The organism is Caballeronia sp. LZ035, assembly GCF_031451175.1.
Taxonomy (GTDB): Bacteria; Pseudomonadota; Gammaproteobacteria; order Burkholderiales; family Burkholderiaceae; genus Caballeronia.
The window spans coordinates 581,918-599,279 of sequence record NZ_JARUXS010000001.1 but is presented as its reverse complement, the minus strand read 5'-3'; the positions used below and the strand labels follow the sequence as shown (position 1 = coordinate 599,279).

The following is a 17,362-nucleotide window of genomic DNA, read 5'->3' as shown; positions in this document are numbered from 1 at the left end:
AGGCATGGCTCAGGAAATTCAGACCAGTCCTACTTGCCGGAGAAACGCGATGAGGTCCGCTTCGGATTCGAGCCCCAGCTTGCGCATGCCGCTGCGCTTCTGCGTCGCGATCGTCTTGCGGCTGCGCCCGAAATACGCGGCGATTTCGTGGACCAGCAGGCCGCGCGCATACAGCTGGAAGACCTCCCATTCGCGCCGGCTCAACACGCCCGCGCGGGCGGGCACGGCTACCGGCACGCCGCGCAGCGCGGCTTCGATGCCGGGCGAAAGAAAGCAGTTGCCCGTTGCGGCCATCGCGATGGCCTGACTCAGGCACGGCAGCCCGTCGCGTTTGTCGATCACGCCGTCCACGCCGAGCTGAATGAGCCCCGTCAGCATGCGCGGTTGCGAAATCATGGTCATCACGATGACTTTCGGACGTGACTTCTGCCAGAAGAGATGCTTCAGAAAGCCGATGGAACTGCTCTCCCCCGCGATGCCGCGCATGCCGATGTCCGAGAGCACGTAGTCGCATGGGGTCGCGTCCAGTCGTTCCGCCAGTTCCTGCGTGTCCTGTGCGGTTGCGACGACCTCGATCTGCCCGTCCCGTTCGAGAAATGCCTGAACGCCCTTCACGACGACCGGATGGTCGTCCGCAACGATCGCGCGGATCGGCGTGGTGATTCCCATAGCTTCCAGCGATGTGTTGAGGATCTCCGGCGCGCGCCGCGAGGACGAACGCGTGTCCCTGTGACGGCGTGCGTCTCGGGCACGCCGTGATTCAGCGCCGTAATTCAGGGCCGTAATTCAGCGACGTCATTTCGCGCCGTCATTTCGCGCTGACGTTCAGATCAAGCCGCTGTCCGCGATGAAGCGGAACAGCGCCGCGTCGGAGGACAGATCCAGCTTGCGCATGGCCGCGCATTTCTGCGCACTGATCGTCTTCACGCTGCGCTCCAGATCTCGTGCGATCTCGGTGATGTTCGCGCCGCGCGCATACCGTTCGATCACGTCGAGCTCGCGGTTCGTCAGGCGCTGCCGGATGAAGCGCGCCTGCTTTTCGGTATCGGCAAGCGTCAGCATGCGGCGGATCGTGGGGCCGAGATAGGTTTCGTTGGCCAGGACCGACACGATGGCCAGGTAGATGAGATCGAGCCGGTCTTCCTTGCTGAGAAAGGCGTGTGCGCCAGCTTCCAGCGCCTGCTTGACGAGCGCAGCGTCGCCGTTGCGCGACAGGACGACGAGATGCACCGCGGGATAGCGCTGCGCCAGATGGCGGATCATCTCGACGCCTTCGCCAAAGCGTCCCCCCGGCATGTAGAAGTCGACGATCGCCACGTCGCAGCGGGTTCGCGCGAGCGACTCGTCGAGCTGGGTGGAATTCGCGTTGCGGCTCATCACTTCGACGTTGGGGAATTGCCCGGCGAGCCGCTCGACGGCGAGAATGACGAGCGGATGGTCGTCCGCGATCGCGAGGCGGATGCGGCCGGCGTGCGCGAACACCAGCGCTTCGTCCGCAAGATGCGTCACGACCGACGTTTTTGCATCGTGCATGTCCGCCTCCGCTGCACGCGCCGGGATTCCTGCATCAGATGCCGAAGCATGGTGATGGGAGTAGTGCATCTGAACCTCCAGGCAAAAGCCGAACAGAAAAGCCATGCGGTCAGTTCAAACCGCGTGCGCGCACGAAGGCGAACAGGCCGGGATCGTTGCGCACGCCGAGCTTGTTCATGGCGTCGCGCTTCTGCCGGCTGATGGTGCGGACGTCGCGGTCGAGTTCCCGGGCGATCTCGGTGATCGAATGACCTTGCGCGAACAGGCGCACGACTTCGATCTCCCGCGGTGAAAGCGGCAAGGTTTCGGAAGGAAAGTCGGTTTCGGCCCCCGCTTCAGCCAGCGACGCCGCGAACGAGGCGCTCACGTAACGCCGTTCGACGCTGGCATGACGCACGGCGCTCGCCACGTACTCGATAGGCTCGGCCTTGTTCACGAGGCCCATTGCACCGGCGTTCAGAATGGAACGCAGGATGGCGACGTTCGTGACGCTCGTCAGCACGACGACATTGACTTGCGGGAAATCGTCCCGCACGGTGCGGATGAGACGAAGCCCGTCCTTGGCGTCCGCGCCGTGTTCCGGCATGGCGAAGTCGGTGACGAGCACGTCGCAAGCGACACGCTTGAGTTCAGCCAATAAGGTGCTCGCGTTATTCGCCTGACCGACGACTTCGATTGCCTCGTCTGAATCAAGCAACGCTTTCATCCCGACAAGGACGAAGGGATGATCGTCGGCCAGCATTACGCGAAGTTTCAAAGGGCCCTCATACTGTTTATCTGATTAACTGCTCTTGTCAGAACGAGCTTTTGAATTGCATCAAAGTCAATGCCTTACCCGAAATTCGGAATCAATCCGAAATCATTGCCTGTTAAAAAAACTATAAGCCGTCGCTCATTTGACCAAACAGCGCTGTATCGCCACTTTGAAAGCTGACATGCCCGTTCCTTCGATGATTTCGAGGTATTAGCTTTCAAGATAGAGCGCGGGTATGCCAACGACCATCAGATTATTCCGATTGACCGCATTTACTTTCCGCTAATGGAAAAATGTGCGTCGCTTCGTCGCCGATGAGTTTACAGATTAATACGGCGCGGTAAAAAAAGGGAGAAGTCACGCCCAAATTCAGAAGACGGCGCAAAAATAAAAAAAACCGTGTTCCTGCGACTTGCCATTTCTCAAGCGGATTCGCGAGGTAACGGCCTTATCGCGTGCATCTGCGACGCTTTGCCGGTCATTTGACCCGCCGCTAAAAAAAGAAAACCCCGCACCGGGGCGGGGTTCATTGCTACATATCGACGATGCGATGTCAGAAGGGGATATCGTCGTCCATGTCGTCGAAGCCGCCGCCGGCCGGCGCGCTCGGGCGGCCCGAGCCACCACCGCCACCGCCGGCACCGCCCGCGCGCCCACCCGCAGGCGCCCGCCCGCCGCCGCCGCCACCACCGGAGCGTTCTGCCGGCGCACTGCGGCTATAGCCGCCGTCATCGCCGCCGCCCGCACCGCCGCGTCCACCGAGCATCTGCATCTGGTCGGCGACGATCTCGGTCGAGTAGCGCTCCTGTCCCGCCTGATCGGTCCACTTGCGCGTGCGGATGCGCCCCTCGATATACACCGACGAGCCCTTCTTCAGGTACTCGTTGACGATTTCCGCCAGCCGGCCGAAGAACGCAACGCGATGCCACTCCGTCAATTCCTTGAACTCGTTGGATGCCTTGTCCTTGTAGCGGTCCGTGGTGGCGAGACGGATGTTGGCCACGGCGTCGCCGCTCGGGAGGTAGCGGGTTTCGGGGTCGGCGCCCAGATTGCCCACGAGAATGACCTTGTTGACTGATGCCATGATTTCTCCGGTAGATACCTTGCTTGCTGTCGGCCGCGCACTGCTCCGGGCGATTCCGCCTCGGGCGGATCCGGTTGCGGCGCGCCGGCCAGATTCGATGATTCGCTGATTCAATTCAATACGGTACTGCGCTCAGGCCGCCCGCGGGCTCCGGCGCGGCGGCGGCTTCATCCAGGCCGCGACCAGCAGCCAGGCGCACACCAGCGCTGAACACGCGAAGAACACCGCGCTCGGCCCGTCCAGCTTCAGCAGCCAGCCGCCGACGACGCCGCCCAGCGCGAGCCCGATGGACTGTGTCGTGTTGTACACGCCGGCCGCCGCGCCCTTCCTCGTGCCCGGCGCGAGCTTCGACACCAGCGACGGCTGCGAGGCCTCCAGTACGTTGAAGCCGAGGAAGTACACGAACAGAATGGCGGCCACCGACCACAGCGTATGCGGAGCCACGCCCAATAACAATTGGCCGATCAGGATAAGACCAATCGCGCTCAGCATCACGGCTTTCATTTTTCCACGTTTCTCGGCGACGATGATGGCCGGAACCATCATGACGAAGGCGAGCCCCATCACCGGCAGGTAGATTTTCCAGTGCGACGCCACCGGCAGCCCGCCGGCTTCGAGAATGCGCGGCACCACGAGAAACAGCGCCGTCTGCGTGGCGTGCAGCACCAGCACGCCGAAGTTGAGGCGCAACAGTTCGACGTTATGCAGCACTTCCGCGAACGGCGCCTTGACGTGGACGGGATGCGCGGGCGGATCGGGCACGATCCACAGCACCACGCCGACCGCGACGATCGACAGCGCGCCGATCACCGTGAACAGTCCGCTCATGCCGACCCACTGGAACACGATCGGCGCGCCGACGATGGCCACCGCGAACGACACGCCAATGCTGCCGCCGACGATCGCCATGGCCTTGGTGCGGTTCTCTTCGTGCGTCAGGTCCGCGATGAAAGCGATCACCGCGGAGGACACTGCGCCCATGCCCTGGATCACCCGTCCCGCGATGATCCACGCCATCGAATGCCCCACTGCCGCGACGAAGCTGCCGAGCGCGAACACCAGCAGCCCGAAGGCGATGACCGGCTTGCGGCCGAGCTTGTCGGAGACCCAGCCGTAGAAGATATAGAGCATCGACTGGGTGACGCCGTAGGCGCCGAGCGCGATGCCGACGAGCAGCACGTTATCGCCGCCGGGGAGCGTTTTCGCGTAGATCGAAAACACCGGCATGATCATGAAGAGCCCGAGCATGCGCAGCGCGAAAATGGCGGCGAGCGACACGGTCGCGCGCAGCTCCGGCGCGGACAGACGTGTGGACGTGGCAGACGGATTGGACATCAGGAACGGAAAAGGTGAGGAGTCGGGTCTGGCCTGGCCCGGGGCGCAGCCAGGCACGGCCGCCTTGTTCTTGCTTGAAACGGCACTATATGGAACGCATTGCTTGCTTTGCTTGCCGTCGCTGGATGAAAAGCCTCGCGATCCGGCCGCGCCGCTGGCTCTGAACAGCGCTGCAGTCCGGCAAGTCCCCGCGCCAGCCTGCTGATGGGCGTCCGACGGGTTCTCCACGAGTTTGGCACTCCGGGAGCCCGGGCCGCGCCCGTTAAAAGTCGTTATAGTAGCAGGTTTGGCCCCCCTCTCTTTACGCCCGGCGCCGTCAGCGCAGCTTGCCTGATGAGGTTTGCGAGGCTTGCCCGCATGCCCGCCCCGAGCCGCCGGAGAACGCTGAACCCGCTGCTGGATCACTCGAAGAACCCCGGAACAAACTCGTGGAAGAAATTCGCATTCGTGGGGCCCGCACCCACAATTTGAAGAATGTCAGTCTCGACTTGCCGCGCCACAAGCTGATCGTGATCACCGGGCTGTCCGGGTCGGGCAAGTCGTCGCTGGCGTTCGACACGCTCTACGCAGAAGGCCAGCGGCGCTACGTGGAAAGCCTGTCGGCGTACGCCCGGCAATTCCTGCAGCTGATGGAAAAGCCGGACGTCGATCTGATCGAAGGGCTCTCGCCCGCCATTTCCATCGAACAGAAGGCAACGTCGCACAATCCCCGCTCCACGGTCGGCACGGTCACGGAAATCCACGACTACCTGCGTCTGCTCTACGCGCGGGTCGGCACGCCGTATTGCCCGGATCACCTGATTCCGCTCGAAGCGCAAAGCGTGTCGCAAATGGTCGACGCCGCGCTCGCCCTGCCCGAGGAAACCAAGCTGATGATCCTCGCGCCCGTCGTGGCGGATCGCAAGGGCGAGCACGTCGAGCTGTTCGAAGAAATGCAGGCGCAGGGTTTCATCCGTTTCCGGATCCGCTCCGGCGGCGGCACCGCGAACGAAGGCGTCGCGAAGATCTACGAAGTCGATTCGCTGCCGAAGCTCAAGAAGACCGACAAGCACACGATCGACGTCGTCATCGACCGCCTGAAGGTGCGGCCGGACATGAAGCAGCGGCTCGCGGAATCGTTCGAGACCGCACTGCGCCTGGCCGATGGCCGCGCCATCGCGCTCGAAATGGACACCGAGAAGGAAAAGCTCTTCAGCTCGAAGTTCGCGTGCCCGATCTGCTCGTACTCGCTGCCGGAACTCGAGCCGCGCCTCTTCTCCTTCAACAACCCGATGGGCGCGTGTCCCGAATGCGACGGCCTCGGCCAGATCACCTTCTTCGATCCGAAGCGGGTGGTCGCCCATCCGTCGCTGTCGCTGGCGGCGGGCGCCGTGAAGGGCTGGGACCGGCGCAACCAGTTCTACTTCCAGATGCTGCAGAGTCTCGCGGCGTTCTATGAGTTCGAGATCGACGCGCCGTTCGAGGATCTGCCCGAGAAAGTGCGCAAGATCCTGTTGTACGGCTCGGGCAAGCAGTCGATTCCGTTCTCGTACATCAACGAGCGCGGGCGCGCCTCGGTGCGCGAGCATGCGTTCGAGGGCATCATCCCGAACCTCGAGCGGCGTTACCGCGAGACCGATTCGGCCGCCGTGCGCGAGGAACTCGCGAAGTACCAGAACAATCAGCCCTGCCCGGCCTGCGACGGCACCCGGCTGCGTCGCGAGGCGCGCTTCGTCAAGGTCGGCACGGAAGACCAGGCGCGCGGCATCTACGAAATCAGCGGCTGGCCGCTGCGCGACACGCTCGGCTATTTCCAGACGCTGCGCCTCGAAGGCGCGAAGGGCGAGATCGCGGACAAGGTCGTCAAGGAGATCGTCGCGCGGCTCTCGTTCCTGAACAACGTCGGGCTGGATTACCTGTCGCTGGAACGCAGCGCCGAGACGCTGTCCGGCGGCGAGGCCCAGCGCATCCGGCTGGCCTCGCAGATCGGCTCCGGGCTGACCGGCGTCATGTACGTGCTCGACGAGCCGTCCATCGGCCTGCATCAGCGCGACAACGACCGGCTCATCCATACGCTCAAGCACCTGCGCGACATCGGTAATTCGGTGATCGTCGTCGAGCACGACGAAGACATGATCCGCATGGCGGACTACGTGGTCGACATGGGACCGGGCGCCGGCGTGCATGGCGGCGTGGTGGTCGCGCAGGGCACGCCCGTCCAAGTGCAGAAGGATCCGAACTCGATCACCGGCCAGTATCTCTCCGGCAAGCGGACGATCGGCTATCCGGCCGAGCGCGCCGCGCCGGACGAACGGCGGCTGCGCATCGTCGAGGCGCACGGCAACAACCTGAAACGCGTCACGCTGGATCTGCCGGTCGGACTGTTGACCTGCGTGACCGGCGTATCGGGATCGGGCAAGTCCACGCTCATCAACGACACGCTCCAGCATGCCGTGGCGCAGCATCTGTACGGCTCGGCGACGGAGCCGGCGCCGTACGAATCGATCGAAGGTCTCGAACACTTCGACAAGGTGATTGCCGTCGATCAATCCCCGATCGGCCGCACGCCGCGCTCGAATCCGGCCACCTACACGGGCCTGTTCACGCCGATCCGCGAACTCTTCGCAAGCGTGCCGGCGGCCAAGGAGCGCGGCTACGATCCCGGCCGCTTCTCGTTCAACGTCAAGGGCGGACGCTGCGAATCCTGCCAGGGCGACGGCGTGCTGAAGGTGGAAATGCACTTTCTACCCGATGTCTACGTGCCCTGCGACGTCTGTCACGGCAAGCGCTACAACCGCGAAACGCTGGAAGTGCAGTACAAGGGCAAGAACATCCACGAGGTGCTGGACCTGACAGTGGAAGCGGCGCACGAGTTCTTCAAGGCGGTGCCGGTGGTCGCGCGCAAGCTGAAGACGCTGCTCGATGTCGGTCTCGGCTACATCCGGCTGGGCCAGTCGGCGACCACGCTGTCGGGCGGCGAAGCCCAGCGCGTCAAGCTTTCGCTGGAACTGAGCAAGCGCGACACGGGTCGGACGCTGTATATCCTGGACGAGCCCACGACCGGATTGCACTTTCATGACATCGCGCTGCTGCTCGAAGTCATCCATCGCTTGCGAGATCAGGGCAACACGGTGGTCATCATCGAGCATAATCTGGACGTGATCAAAACCGCCGACTGGGTCATCGACCTCGGTCCGGAAGGCGGCGCGGGCGGCGGGCAGATCATCGCCCAGGGGACGCCCGAGCAGGTCGCGAAGTCGAAGGCGAGTTTCACCGGCAGGTACCTGGCACCTTTGCTGCAACGGCCCAAGTCGGCGGCGTGAGTTTCGCCCCCGGGCCACGGCGCCGGGGGCCGCGCCGCTCGCGCAACAGGCCGTCGAATCAGCCGCGCACGCCGCGGCGCGGACAACCGTCGTTAAGCAGCAGGGGATAAGGAACGCAGTCATGGCGAAGCGCAACGAAGCGGCCAACGAGGAAGCGCGAGTGCGGGACCTGCCCACGCGCCACGTCAGGCTGACGAGCGACATGAGTTTGCCGAAGCTGTCGGCGGTCGAGATCGGCAGCTACCTGCTGGCGCTCGCAGCACTCTTTTTCACACTCAGGCTGCAACTGCTCGGCGGGCTGCTCGCGGGCATGCTCGTGTTCCAGCTGGTCCACATGATCGCGCCGGTGATCGAGCGCCACGTCGTCAGCCGCGGCGCGCGCCTGATCGCGGTCGGGCTGATCTCGGCGATCATCGTCGGCGCGCTGACCGGCGCGACCATGGCCACCATTCAGCATCTCGAGCACGATTTTCCGAGTTTGCAAAAACTGCTCGACCAGTTGATGAGCATCACGTCGAGCGCGCGCCTTTCGGTGCCGGACTGGCTCGCGAACTATCTTCCGGTCGATGCCGGGCAGATGAAGGACAAAGCTACCGAGCTGATGCACAAGCACGCCGAAATGCTCCAGCAAGGCGGCAAGGAAATGGCGCGCGGCTTCGGGCATATCGTGATCGGCATGATCGTCGGGGCGATCATTGCGGTCAGCGCGCCGCGCACCGCGCATCATCGGCTGCCGCTGTCCACTGCGCTCGTCGCCCGCGTGTCGCGCTTCTCCGACGCCTTCCGCCGCATCGTGTTCGCGCAGATCAAGATCTCGGCGATCAACGCCGTGTTCACCGCGCTTTATTTGCTGGTCGCGCTGCCGCTGTTCCACGAACGGCTGCCGCTGTCGAAAACGCTGGTTCTGCTCACCTTCATCGTCGGCCTGATGCCAGTGATCGGCAATCTGATCTCGAACACGATTATCGTCGGGATTTCGCTATCGGTATCGTTCGGTACGGCGGTGGCGTCGCTCGCGTTCCTGATCCTGATCCACAAGCTCGAATACTTCCTGAATGCACGCATCATCGGCGGCCAGATCGAGGCGCGCGCCTGGGAACTGCTGCTGGCCATGCTCGCGATGGAAGCTGCCTTCGGCATTCCGGGCGTCATCGCCGCGCCGATCTTTTACGGCTACATCAAGCGCGAGCTGATCTACTTGCGGCTCGTGTAATCCTGGAGCCCGAAAAGAAAACGCCCGCAAGACATACCTTGCGGGCGTTGTGCTTTCTGGAGGCAGCCGGCGAATCAGCGGAACACGACCGTCTTGTGTCCGTTGAGCAGGATGCGATGCTCCGCATGCCACTTCACCGCGCGCGCGAGCGTCACGCATTCGACGTCGCGGCCGATCGCCGTCAGTTGCTCCGGCGTCATGTTGTGGTCCACGCGCTCCACTTCCTGTTCGATGATCGGGCCTTCATCGAGATCCGACGTGACATAGTGCGCGGTCGCGCCAATCAGTTTCACGCCGCGGTCGAACGCCTGGTAATACGGCTTCGCGCCCTTGAAGCTCGGCAGGAACGAGTGATGGATGTTGATTGCGCGGCCGGCGAGCTGGTCGCACAGTTCGGGCGAAAGAATCTGCATGTAACGCGCGAGCACGACGAGATCGGTGTCGTGCTGCTCGACGATTTCCAGCACGCGCTTTTCCTGCGCGGCCTTGCCTTCGGGCGTGGACTTCAGCAGCGGCAAGTGATGGAACGGAATGTCGTAGCTCGCCGCGAGCTGGTAGAAATCCTTGTGATTGGACACGATCGCCGGAATCTCGATCTGCAACTGGCCGGTGCGATAGCGGAACAGCAGGTCGTTCAGGCAGTGGCCGATCTTCGACACCATGATGACCACGCGCGGCTTCACCGATGCGTCGTGCAACTCCCAGCGCATGCCGAACTCGTCGGCGAGTGTGCTGAAGGACGTGCGCAGCGCGTCGATGCCCGGGTCGCCGCCGACTTCCTGGAAATGCACGCGCATGAAGAATTCGCCGGTGCGGCTGTCGCCGAACTGCGCGGAGTCGAGGATATTGGCGCCGAGATTGAACAGGAAGCCCGACACGGCATGGACGATTCCCGGACGATCCGGGCACGACAGTTTCAGATAAAAGCTATGTTCGGTCGACATGACCTGTCCTCGTTCATTGGATTCTTGATGTTCACCGCGCCCGGTCCACGGCGAGCGGCGCGAACAGCGCGTCGATGCCCTCGCACGCGTCTTCGTCGATCCACTGGCGGCGCAGCATGCAATCCAGCGTGGCGAGACTGGCATCGACCGTGAACGCACCCTCTTCTATCCAGCGTGCGACGTCCGCGATGCGCGCGAGCCGGTGTTCGCCGACTTCGCCGTCCTGGTTGCGCGGCGCGAAATCGGGCGGCAGAAGAAGGTCGTAGACGAAGATCTGTTCGGCCTGCGTGCCTTCGGGCAGCGATTGCAGCACATGCAAGGTGCGGCCAGGCTCGGCGGTCTGGGCAAGTCCGGCGCTCATGCCGGCCTCTTCCCAGCATTCCTTCACGAGCGTCGGCATCAGGCCGAGTCCCCAGCCGATACCGCCCGCAACGACGTTGTCGAGCATGCCGGGGTCGGTCGCCTTGGTGTCGCTGCGGCGCGCGATCCACAGTTCCGGCGCGCGGTCCGCGTATTTTACGATGCCGTTCAGATGCACCGCGTAGGTCATCGTGCCGAAGAAGCGCGACGCCGCCCGTTCGATGAACGCGAGCGGCGCGGCGTCGAAGTCATTGCGGATCGCGTAGGTTTCGTCGCGCCAGCCGGGAATCCGGCCTTCGGCGTACAGCGCGCCGATCACCGCGCCGAGCGCCGCGCTGCGTGTGTTCACATCGGCGAGCGTGGGTTGCAGGCGTATCGCGGCGGCGTCGAACTGGAACACTTCGGGCCAGCGGCGCAGTGCGGCGACATCGGCATGGCGGATCCAGCCGACTCGTTCATCACCGATAAGGAATGGAGCGTGCGCGGCGGCGTCGAAACGGCGCGCCGCGTGGATGGCGGGCAGAGTCATGAGCGAAGAATAAGCGGGTCAGTCGCGCAACGCGACGCGAATGCCGAGCGCAATGAAGGTCACGCCCGCGAGGCGGTCGAGCCAGACGCCGACGCGCGGCCGGCGCGCAAGCCACGCGCCGATCATGCCCGCGCCGATGCCGAACAGCGAGAACACGACCACTGTCTGCAGCATGAACACGCCGCCGAGTTCGAACATTTGCAGCATCACGCTTTGCGCGCCATGCGGATCGACGAACTGCGGCAGGAACACGATGAAGAACAGCGTGACCTTGGGATTCAGCAGATTGCCGATCACGCTCTGGCGGAACACTGTCGCGAGCGGCTGACGTGGACGTTGATGCGCGTTGGCGAGCCCGTGGCTGCGCAAAGCCTTGATGCCGATCCACACCAGATAGGCCGCGCCCGCGAGCTTCACGGCCTGGAACGCGAGCGGCGACGAGCGCAGCAGTGCAGCCACGCCGAGCGCTGCGAGCGTCGTGTGGAACAGCACGCCGCAGGCGAAGCCCAGCGCGGCGACGAGTCCGGCGAGCCGTCCCTGCGAAATGCCGCGCGCGAGCACTTGCAGGTTGTCCGGTCCGGGCGCGACGGTGATCGCCACCGACGCCGCGAGAAACAGCAGGAAGTGGGGCATCTCAATGTCCCCCGAACTCGCACACGGTGTAGAGCGGCACGCCGTTGTCGCGCAGGAGCTTCGAGCCGCCGAGGTCCGGCAGGTCGATGATCGCCGCCGCCTCGACCACTTCGGCGCCGAGCCGTTCGAGCAGGATCTTGCCGGCCATCATCGTGCCGCCGGTCGCGACCAGATCGTCGACGATCACGACGCGGTCGCCCGGCTTGCAGGCGTCCTCGTGAATCTCGACGGTCGCGTGGCCGTATTCGAGCTCGTACGACTGCGACAGCGTCCGGTACGGCAGCTTGCCCTGCTTGCGGATCGGCACGAAGCCGAGGCTCAGCTCATACGCCAGAATCGGCCCGATGATGAAACCCCGCGCGTCCATGCCGGCAATGACATTGATGTCCTCGTCGATATAGCGCTGCACGAACAGGTCGATCAGCGTGCGCAGCGCGCGGCGGTCCTGCAGCACGGGCGTGATGTCCCGGAACTGCACGCCGGCCTGCGGCCAGTTCTCGACGGTGCGCACGCGCTCCTTGATGAAACGCGCAGCATCGCGCCCGGCGTTCGAAGAGGAAATGGACATGATTTCTCCGGTGTTCGCGCCGTGAGGCCGCGCTCGCCCGTGACAGAAAGGAAGAACAAGAGGAAATTACGCCGCCCGACGATGTCGCGAGAGCCGTTCCTCGGCCTGTGCCAGCTTTTCGGGCAGGCCACGCAGCACGACGATGTCGTTGGCGCGCAACTTGGTTTCAGGATCAGGCGCGACACCCCGGATACCGTGACGCCGGATCGCCGTCACCTCGACCCCGCGGCCGACCAGCCCCAGTTCGTCGAGCGAATGGCCGACCGCCTCCGAGTTCGCGTCGATCGGTACGGATTGTAGCCGGACCTGCTCGTGACTATCGTCGTCGTCGTCATCGTCGGCGCCGTGGAAGTAGCCGCGCAGCAGGCTGTAGCGCGCATCGCGCATTTCCTCGACGCGCCGCACCACGCGCCGCATCGGCACGCCCATCAGCACCAGCGTGTGCGACGCCAGCATCAAACTCCCTTCCACGATCTCCGGGATCACCTCGGTCGCGCCCGCGGCCGTGAGCTTTTCCAGATCGGCGTCGTCGACGGTGCGCACGATCACCGGCAAGGTCGGGGCAAGTTCGTGGATGTTGTGCAGCACGCGCATCGCCGACGGCGTGTTCGCATAGGTGATCGCCACCGTCGCGGCACGATGCAGGCCCGCCGCCAGCAGCGACTCGCGCCGCCCGGCGTCGCCGAACACCACGGATTCGCCCGCCGCCGCGGCCGCCGCGACGCGGTCCGGATCCAGGTCCAGCGCCACGTACGAGATGCCTTCCTGCTCCAGCATGCGCGCGAGGTTCTGCCCGGCCCGGCCGTAACCGCAGATGATCACGTGGCCGCTCTGCTTGAGGCTCTGCGTCGCGATCTTGGTCATCTGCAACGATTGCAGCATCCATTCCGTCGATGACAGCCGCAGCACGATCCGGTCCGCGTTCTGGATGATGAACGGCGCGGCGAGCATGGACAGCAACATCGCGGCGAGGATTGCCTGGAGGATGGTGGAGTCGACCAGATGCGAATCCAGGATCAGGTTCAACAGCACGAAGCCGAACTCGCCCGCCTGCGCCAGGCCGAGACCGGTGCGCATCGCGACGCCCTGCGGCGCGCCGAACGCGCGTGACAGCGCGGTGATCATCACGGCCTTGAGCAGGATCGGCACGATGAAGAAACCGAGCACCAGGAACGGATGCTCCCAGATCACGCGCGGGTTCAGCAGCATGCCCGTGGTCACGAAGAACAGGCCGAGCAGCACGTCGCGGAACGGCTTGATGTCTTCTTCCACCTGATGCCGGTAAGGCGTCTCGGCAATCAGCATCCCGGCGATGAACGCGCCCAGCGCGAGCGAGAGGCCAAATTTATCCGTGATGAAGGCCGCGCCGAGCGTCACCAGCAAGAGGTTCAGCATGAACAGTTCTTGCGAGCGGCGCCGCGCGACCAGGTCGAACCAGCGCGTCATGAACTTCTGGCCGATGAACAGCAGCACCGTCAGCGCGACGACGATCTTCACCGCCGCGATGCCGAGCCACATCGCCAGTTGCGACGAGTTGCCGTTGCCGAGCGCCGCGATGATGATGAGCAGCGGCACCACGGCCAGATCCTGGAACAGCAGCACGCCGAAGATGTTGCGGCCGTGCTCCGATTCGAGCTCGAGCCGCTCGGCGAGCAGCTTGCTGACGATCGCCGTGGACGACATCGACAGCGCGCCGCCCAGCGCGAAGCTCGCCTCCCACGACATCTCGATCCAGAAATGCGCGATCCAGCCGAAGATCATGGCCAGCGCGATGGTGGCTCCGACCTGGCTCGCGCCGAGGCCGAACACGATGCGCCGCATCGAGCGCAGTTTCGACAGCGAAAACTCGAGGCCGATGGAGAACATCAGGAACACGACGCCGAATTCGGCGAGGTGCTGCGCGCGGTCCGTATCCGGCGCGATGCCCGCCGCGTGCGGGCCCACGATGATGCCGACCGTCAGATAGCCGAGCATCGGCGGCAGATTGAAATAGCGAAATACCACGACGCCCGCCACTGAACACAGCAGCAGCAGCAACGTCATTTCGAGCGGAGAAATCATCCGTCTAGCGTCCTCGTTCGGCAGTGTGCGGCAGCGCGTGCGACCTTGCGCTGCGGCGTCTTGGAAGAGCCCGGGACGGCGGGGCTCGCGGGGGCGGATAGGCGGCGGCGCGCCACGCGCCGGGCGGCGCGGCAGAGAATCGCCTTTGCTATACTCCGCGCATGATAGCGAAAATCAATGGCGACCGGGCGCTGGCGCTGGCTCGCGATGTAATTCAGATCGAAGCCGACGCCGTTCGCGGCCTCTCTCCTCTTCTCGACGAAAACTTCATCAACGCGGTCGAAGTCCTGCTCGGCTGCCGCGGCCGCGTGGTCGTGTCGGGCATCGGCAAGTCGGGACATGTCGCGCGCAAGTTCGCTGCGACGCTCGCCAGCACCGGCACGCCCGCCTTCTTCGTGCATCCTGCCGAAGCCAGCCACGGCGACCTCGGCATGGTCACCGCTGACGACATTTTCATCGCGCTGTCTAACTCCGGCGAAACGGAAGAACTCGTTGCCATTTTGCCGCTCATCAAGCGTCTTGGCGCAAAACTGATCGCCATTACCGGGCGTCCCGAATCGAGTCTCGCGCAACTGGCGGACATGCATCTCAACGCACGCGTCGACAAGGAAGCGTGCCCGATGAATCTCGCGCCCACCGCCAGCACCACCGCCGCGATGGCGCTCGGCGACGCGCTCGCCGTCGCCGTGCTCGACGCGCGCGGCTTCGGCCCCGAAGACTTCGCGCGTTCGCATCCGGGCGGCGCACTCGGCCGGCGCCTGCTGACCTACGTGCGCGACGTCATGCGCACCGGCGACGAAGTGCCGCGTGTCTCACTCGATGCAACCGTTTCGGACGCACTGTTCCAGATCACGGACAAGCGCATGGGCATGACCGCCGTGATCGACGGCGAGCAGCGCGTGCATGGCATCTTCACCGATGGCGACCTGCGCCGGATCCTGCAACGCGATGGCGATTTTCGCTCGCTGCGCATCGCGGATGTCATGACCCGTCATCCGCAGACCATCGCGCCGGATCATCTCGCGGTCGAGGCCGTGGAACTGATGGAGCGTTATCGCATCAATCAGATGCTGGTCGTGGACGCCGACGCGACGCTGATCGGCGCACTGAACATGCATGACCTCTTTTCCAAGAAGGTGATCTGATGGCGCAGCAGCCGTCCTCCATGCCGTCGGCCGGCGCAAGCGCCGCCGAGCGCGCAAGCCGTCTCCGTCTGATGGTGTTCGACGTCGACGGCGTCTTCACCGACGGCAGTCTTTACTTCACCGCCGAGGGCGACGCGATGAAGTCGTTCAATTCGCTCGACGGCCACGGTGTGAAGATGCTGCAGTCGTGCGGCGTGCAGACGGCGATCATCACGGGCCGCCAGTCCGGCATCGTCGCGGCGCGCGCGAAGGAACTGGGCATCACGCATCTGTATCAGGGCGTGGCGGACAAGACAGTCGCGCTGGCTGAACTGCTCGAGAAGACCGGCATCGCGGCCGGCGACTGCGGCTACATGGGCGACGACTGGCCGGATCTGGCCGTGATGCGCCGCTGCGGCTTCGCGGCCGCGCCGGCGAACGCGCATCCAGACGTGATCCAGCGCGTGCACTGGGTGGCGCAGTCGCGCGGCGGCCACGGCGCGGTGCGCGAGGTCTGCGACGCGATCCTGCGCGCGCAACACCGCTACGACGACCTGCTCGCCGCGGCGCTCGGGGGCTGACGCCATGCAGCGTCCCGGAAAAGTCGCCTCACTGCTGCCGCTCCTCGCGATGGCCGCGCTCGCGGGCGTCACCTACTGGCTGTTGCAGGCCACGCTGCCGCCGGCGGCGCAGGCGCCGGAGCAGCCGAAGCGCCATACACCCGACTATTTCGCGAACAACTTCTCGGTGTCTGAACTCGACGCAACCGGCTCGACGCAATATCGTCTGACGGCGAAGTCGATGGTTCACTATGAAGACGATGAAATCAGCGACCTGACGCTGCCTGCGCTGCGCATGTTCCAGCCGCAGAAACCGACGGTCACGGCCACCGCGCAGCGCGGCACGGTCAACGGCGACGTCTCGGTCGTCAATCTCTATGACAACGCCCGGATCCTGCGTGCCGCCGGTTACGGAGATCCGCAGATGCAGGCGGATTCGCAGCATTTTCGCGTGCTGGTGAACGATGATGTCATCGAAACGGAAAAACCGGTTAGACTTCAGCGCGGCCCGTCCGTAATGACGGCCGATGGCATGAACTACAACAATGTGACCCGGGAAATGAAGCTCTTCGGTAACGTGCGCGGCTCGATCGCCGCATCGGACATCAAGGGCGGCGCATCCAAGTGACCCGGCACTCCCATCCGAATTGTGACTGCATGAACGAAAGGTTCCCCCGTCCCGATGGCGGCCCCGCGCGCGCCACGCACGCGCGCTTCATTGCGCGCTTCCCGCGACTCCCGGGAGCCGTGCTGTGCGCCGCCCTCGCGGCCTTCGTCGCGTTGACGGCAGCGCCCGCGCATGCGGAAAAGGCCGACCAGGACAAGCCGCTCAACATCGAAGCGGACAACATGTCGTATGACGACCTCAACCAGAAGAACATCTTCACCGGCCACGTCGTCGCGACCAAAGGGACGATCGTCATCAAGGCCGACCGCGTCGAGGTCACCCAGGATCCGCAAGGCTATCAGTACGCAACCGGCACCTCCACCGGCAACAATCTTTCGTACTTCCGCCAGAAGCGCGACGGTGTCAACGAGTACATCGACGGCAACGCGGTGCGCATCGATTACGACGGCAAGAACGATTTCACGAAACTCACGACGCGCGCCACCGTGCGCCGCCTGCAAGGCCTGACGAACGTACAGGACGAAGTGCACGGCAGCGTCATCACCTACGACGGTCAGAAAGACTTCTACACGGCGAGCGCCGGCAAGGACGTCGCGGGTCCCGGCAATCCGGGCGGCCGCGTGCGCGCCATGCTTGCGCCGCGTTCTGGCGGCGCCGCGCCGCTGAACGGCCCGCCGGCCACGCTGACGCCGTCGAACACCATTCAAGGAACGCCGCAGCAGTGAACGCGCCCG

General features: G+C 64.4%; 16 protein-coding genes. 6 read left to right on the top strand and 10 right to left on the bottom strand.

Annotated elements, in window-relative coordinates; genetic code table 11:
• Positions 1 to 18: 18 nt before the first annotated feature.
• The 5 genes from QCE88_RS02905 to QCE88_RS02885 form a co-directional block, all read right to left on the bottom strand.
• Positions 19 to 669 (bottom strand): response regulator transcription factor, encoded by a 651-nt coding sequence (locus QCE88_RS02905; RefSeq protein WP_309899015.1) that lies wholly within the window; start codon positions 667 to 669, stop codon positions 19 to 21.
• A 156-nt stretch (positions 670 to 825) separates the two neighbouring features.
• Positions 826 to 1,533 (bottom strand): response regulator transcription factor, encoded by a 708-nt coding sequence (locus QCE88_RS02900; protein ID WP_309899013.1) that lies wholly within the window; start codon positions 1,531 to 1,533, stop codon positions 826 to 828.
• A 109-nt stretch (positions 1,534 to 1,642) separates the two neighbouring features.
• Positions 1,643 to 2,290, bottom strand: a complete 648-nt coding sequence (locus QCE88_RS02895; RefSeq protein WP_309899011.1) for a response regulator transcription factor — start codon at positions 2,288 to 2,290, stop codon at positions 1,643 to 1,645.
• A 550-nt stretch (positions 2,291 to 2,840) separates the two neighbouring features.
• Positions 2,841 to 3,371, bottom strand: a complete 531-nt coding sequence (locus QCE88_RS02890) for a single-stranded DNA-binding protein (protein WP_309899009.1) — start codon at positions 3,369 to 3,371, stop codon at positions 2,841 to 2,843.
• Between the two features lie 132 nt (positions 3,372 to 3,503).
• Positions 3,504 to 4,706, bottom strand: coding sequence for an MFS transporter (locus QCE88_RS02885; protein ID WP_309899007.1), 1,203 nt, complete (start codon positions 4,704 to 4,706; stop codon positions 3,504 to 3,506).
• Positions 4,707 to 5,134: 428 nt separating this feature from the next.
• On the opposite strand from QCE88_RS02885, the gene uvrA reads away from it, so the two are divergent.
• Entirely contained in the window at positions 5,135 to 8,008 is a 2,874-nt protein-coding gene (gene uvrA / locus QCE88_RS02880; RefSeq protein ID WP_309899004.1) for an excinuclease ABC subunit UvrA, read from the top strand.
• A 121-nt stretch (positions 8,009 to 8,129) separates the two neighbouring features.
• Complete coding sequence (locus tag QCE88_RS02875; protein ID WP_309899002.1) at positions 8,130 to 9,221, top strand: hypothetical protein; 1,092 nt, start codon at positions 8,130 to 8,132, stop codon at positions 9,219 to 9,221.
• A gap of 74 nt (positions 9,222 to 9,295) precedes the next feature.
• On the opposite strand, the gene purU is transcribed toward QCE88_RS02875, so the two are convergent.
• The 5 genes from purU to QCE88_RS02850 all read right to left on the bottom strand — a co-directional run bounded on the left by purU (position 9,296) and on the right by QCE88_RS02850 (position 14,316).
• Positions 9,296 to 10,165: a formyltetrahydrofolate deformylase gene (purU, locus tag QCE88_RS02870; RefSeq protein ID WP_309899000.1), complete on the bottom strand. Its 870-nt coding sequence runs from the start codon at positions 10,163 to 10,165 to the stop codon at positions 9,296 to 9,298.
• A gap of 31 nt (positions 10,166 to 10,196) precedes the next feature.
• A complete protein-coding gene (locus QCE88_RS02865) occupies positions 10,197 to 11,054 on the bottom strand; it encodes a DUF4743 domain-containing protein (protein WP_309898997.1) in 858 nt (285 codons plus the stop codon).
• Positions 11,055 to 11,072: 18 nt separating this feature from the next.
• Entirely contained in the window at positions 11,073 to 11,687 is a 615-nt protein-coding gene (locus tag QCE88_RS02860) for a LysE family translocator (RefSeq protein ID WP_309898995.1), read from the bottom strand.
• A 1-nt stretch (position 11,688) separates the two neighbouring features.
• Positions 11,689 to 12,255 (bottom strand): adenine phosphoribosyltransferase, encoded by a 567-nt coding sequence (locus tag QCE88_RS02855; RefSeq protein WP_309898993.1) that lies wholly within the window; start codon positions 12,253 to 12,255, stop codon positions 11,689 to 11,691.
• A gap of 66 nt (positions 12,256 to 12,321) precedes the next feature.
• Entirely contained in the window at positions 12,322 to 14,316 is a 1,995-nt protein-coding gene (locus QCE88_RS02850; protein ID WP_309898991.1) for a cation:proton antiporter, read from the bottom strand.
• 161 nt (positions 14,317 to 14,477) lie between these two features.
• Between QCE88_RS02850 and kdsD the strand changes: the two genes are divergently transcribed.
• Genes kdsD through lptA form a run of 4 tightly spaced genes read left to right on the top strand, consistent with a single transcriptional unit; the run spans position 14,478 to position 17,353 of the window.
• Positions 14,478 to 15,461, top strand: a complete 984-nt coding sequence (gene kdsD / locus QCE88_RS02845; RefSeq protein ID WP_309898989.1) for an arabinose 5-phosphate isomerase KdsD — start codon at positions 14,478 to 14,480, stop codon at positions 15,459 to 15,461.
• A 20-nt stretch (positions 15,462 to 15,481) separates the two neighbouring features.
• A complete protein-coding gene (locus tag QCE88_RS02840) occupies positions 15,482 to 16,021 on the top strand; it encodes an HAD family hydrolase (RefSeq protein ID WP_309903351.1) in 540 nt (179 codons plus the stop codon).
• Positions 16,022 to 16,025: 4 nt separating this feature from the next.
• Positions 16,026 to 16,628: an LPS export ABC transporter periplasmic protein LptC gene (gene lptC, locus QCE88_RS02835; protein ID WP_309898987.1), complete on the top strand. Its 603-nt coding sequence runs from the start codon at positions 16,026 to 16,028 to the stop codon at positions 16,626 to 16,628.
• Between the two features lie 29 nt (positions 16,629 to 16,657).
• Positions 16,658 to 17,353: a lipopolysaccharide transport periplasmic protein LptA gene (gene lptA / locus QCE88_RS02830; RefSeq protein ID WP_309898985.1), complete on the top strand. Its 696-nt coding sequence runs from the start codon at positions 16,658 to 16,660 to the stop codon at positions 17,351 to 17,353.
• The last annotated feature ends 9 nt before the right edge of the window (positions 17,354 to 17,362 follow it).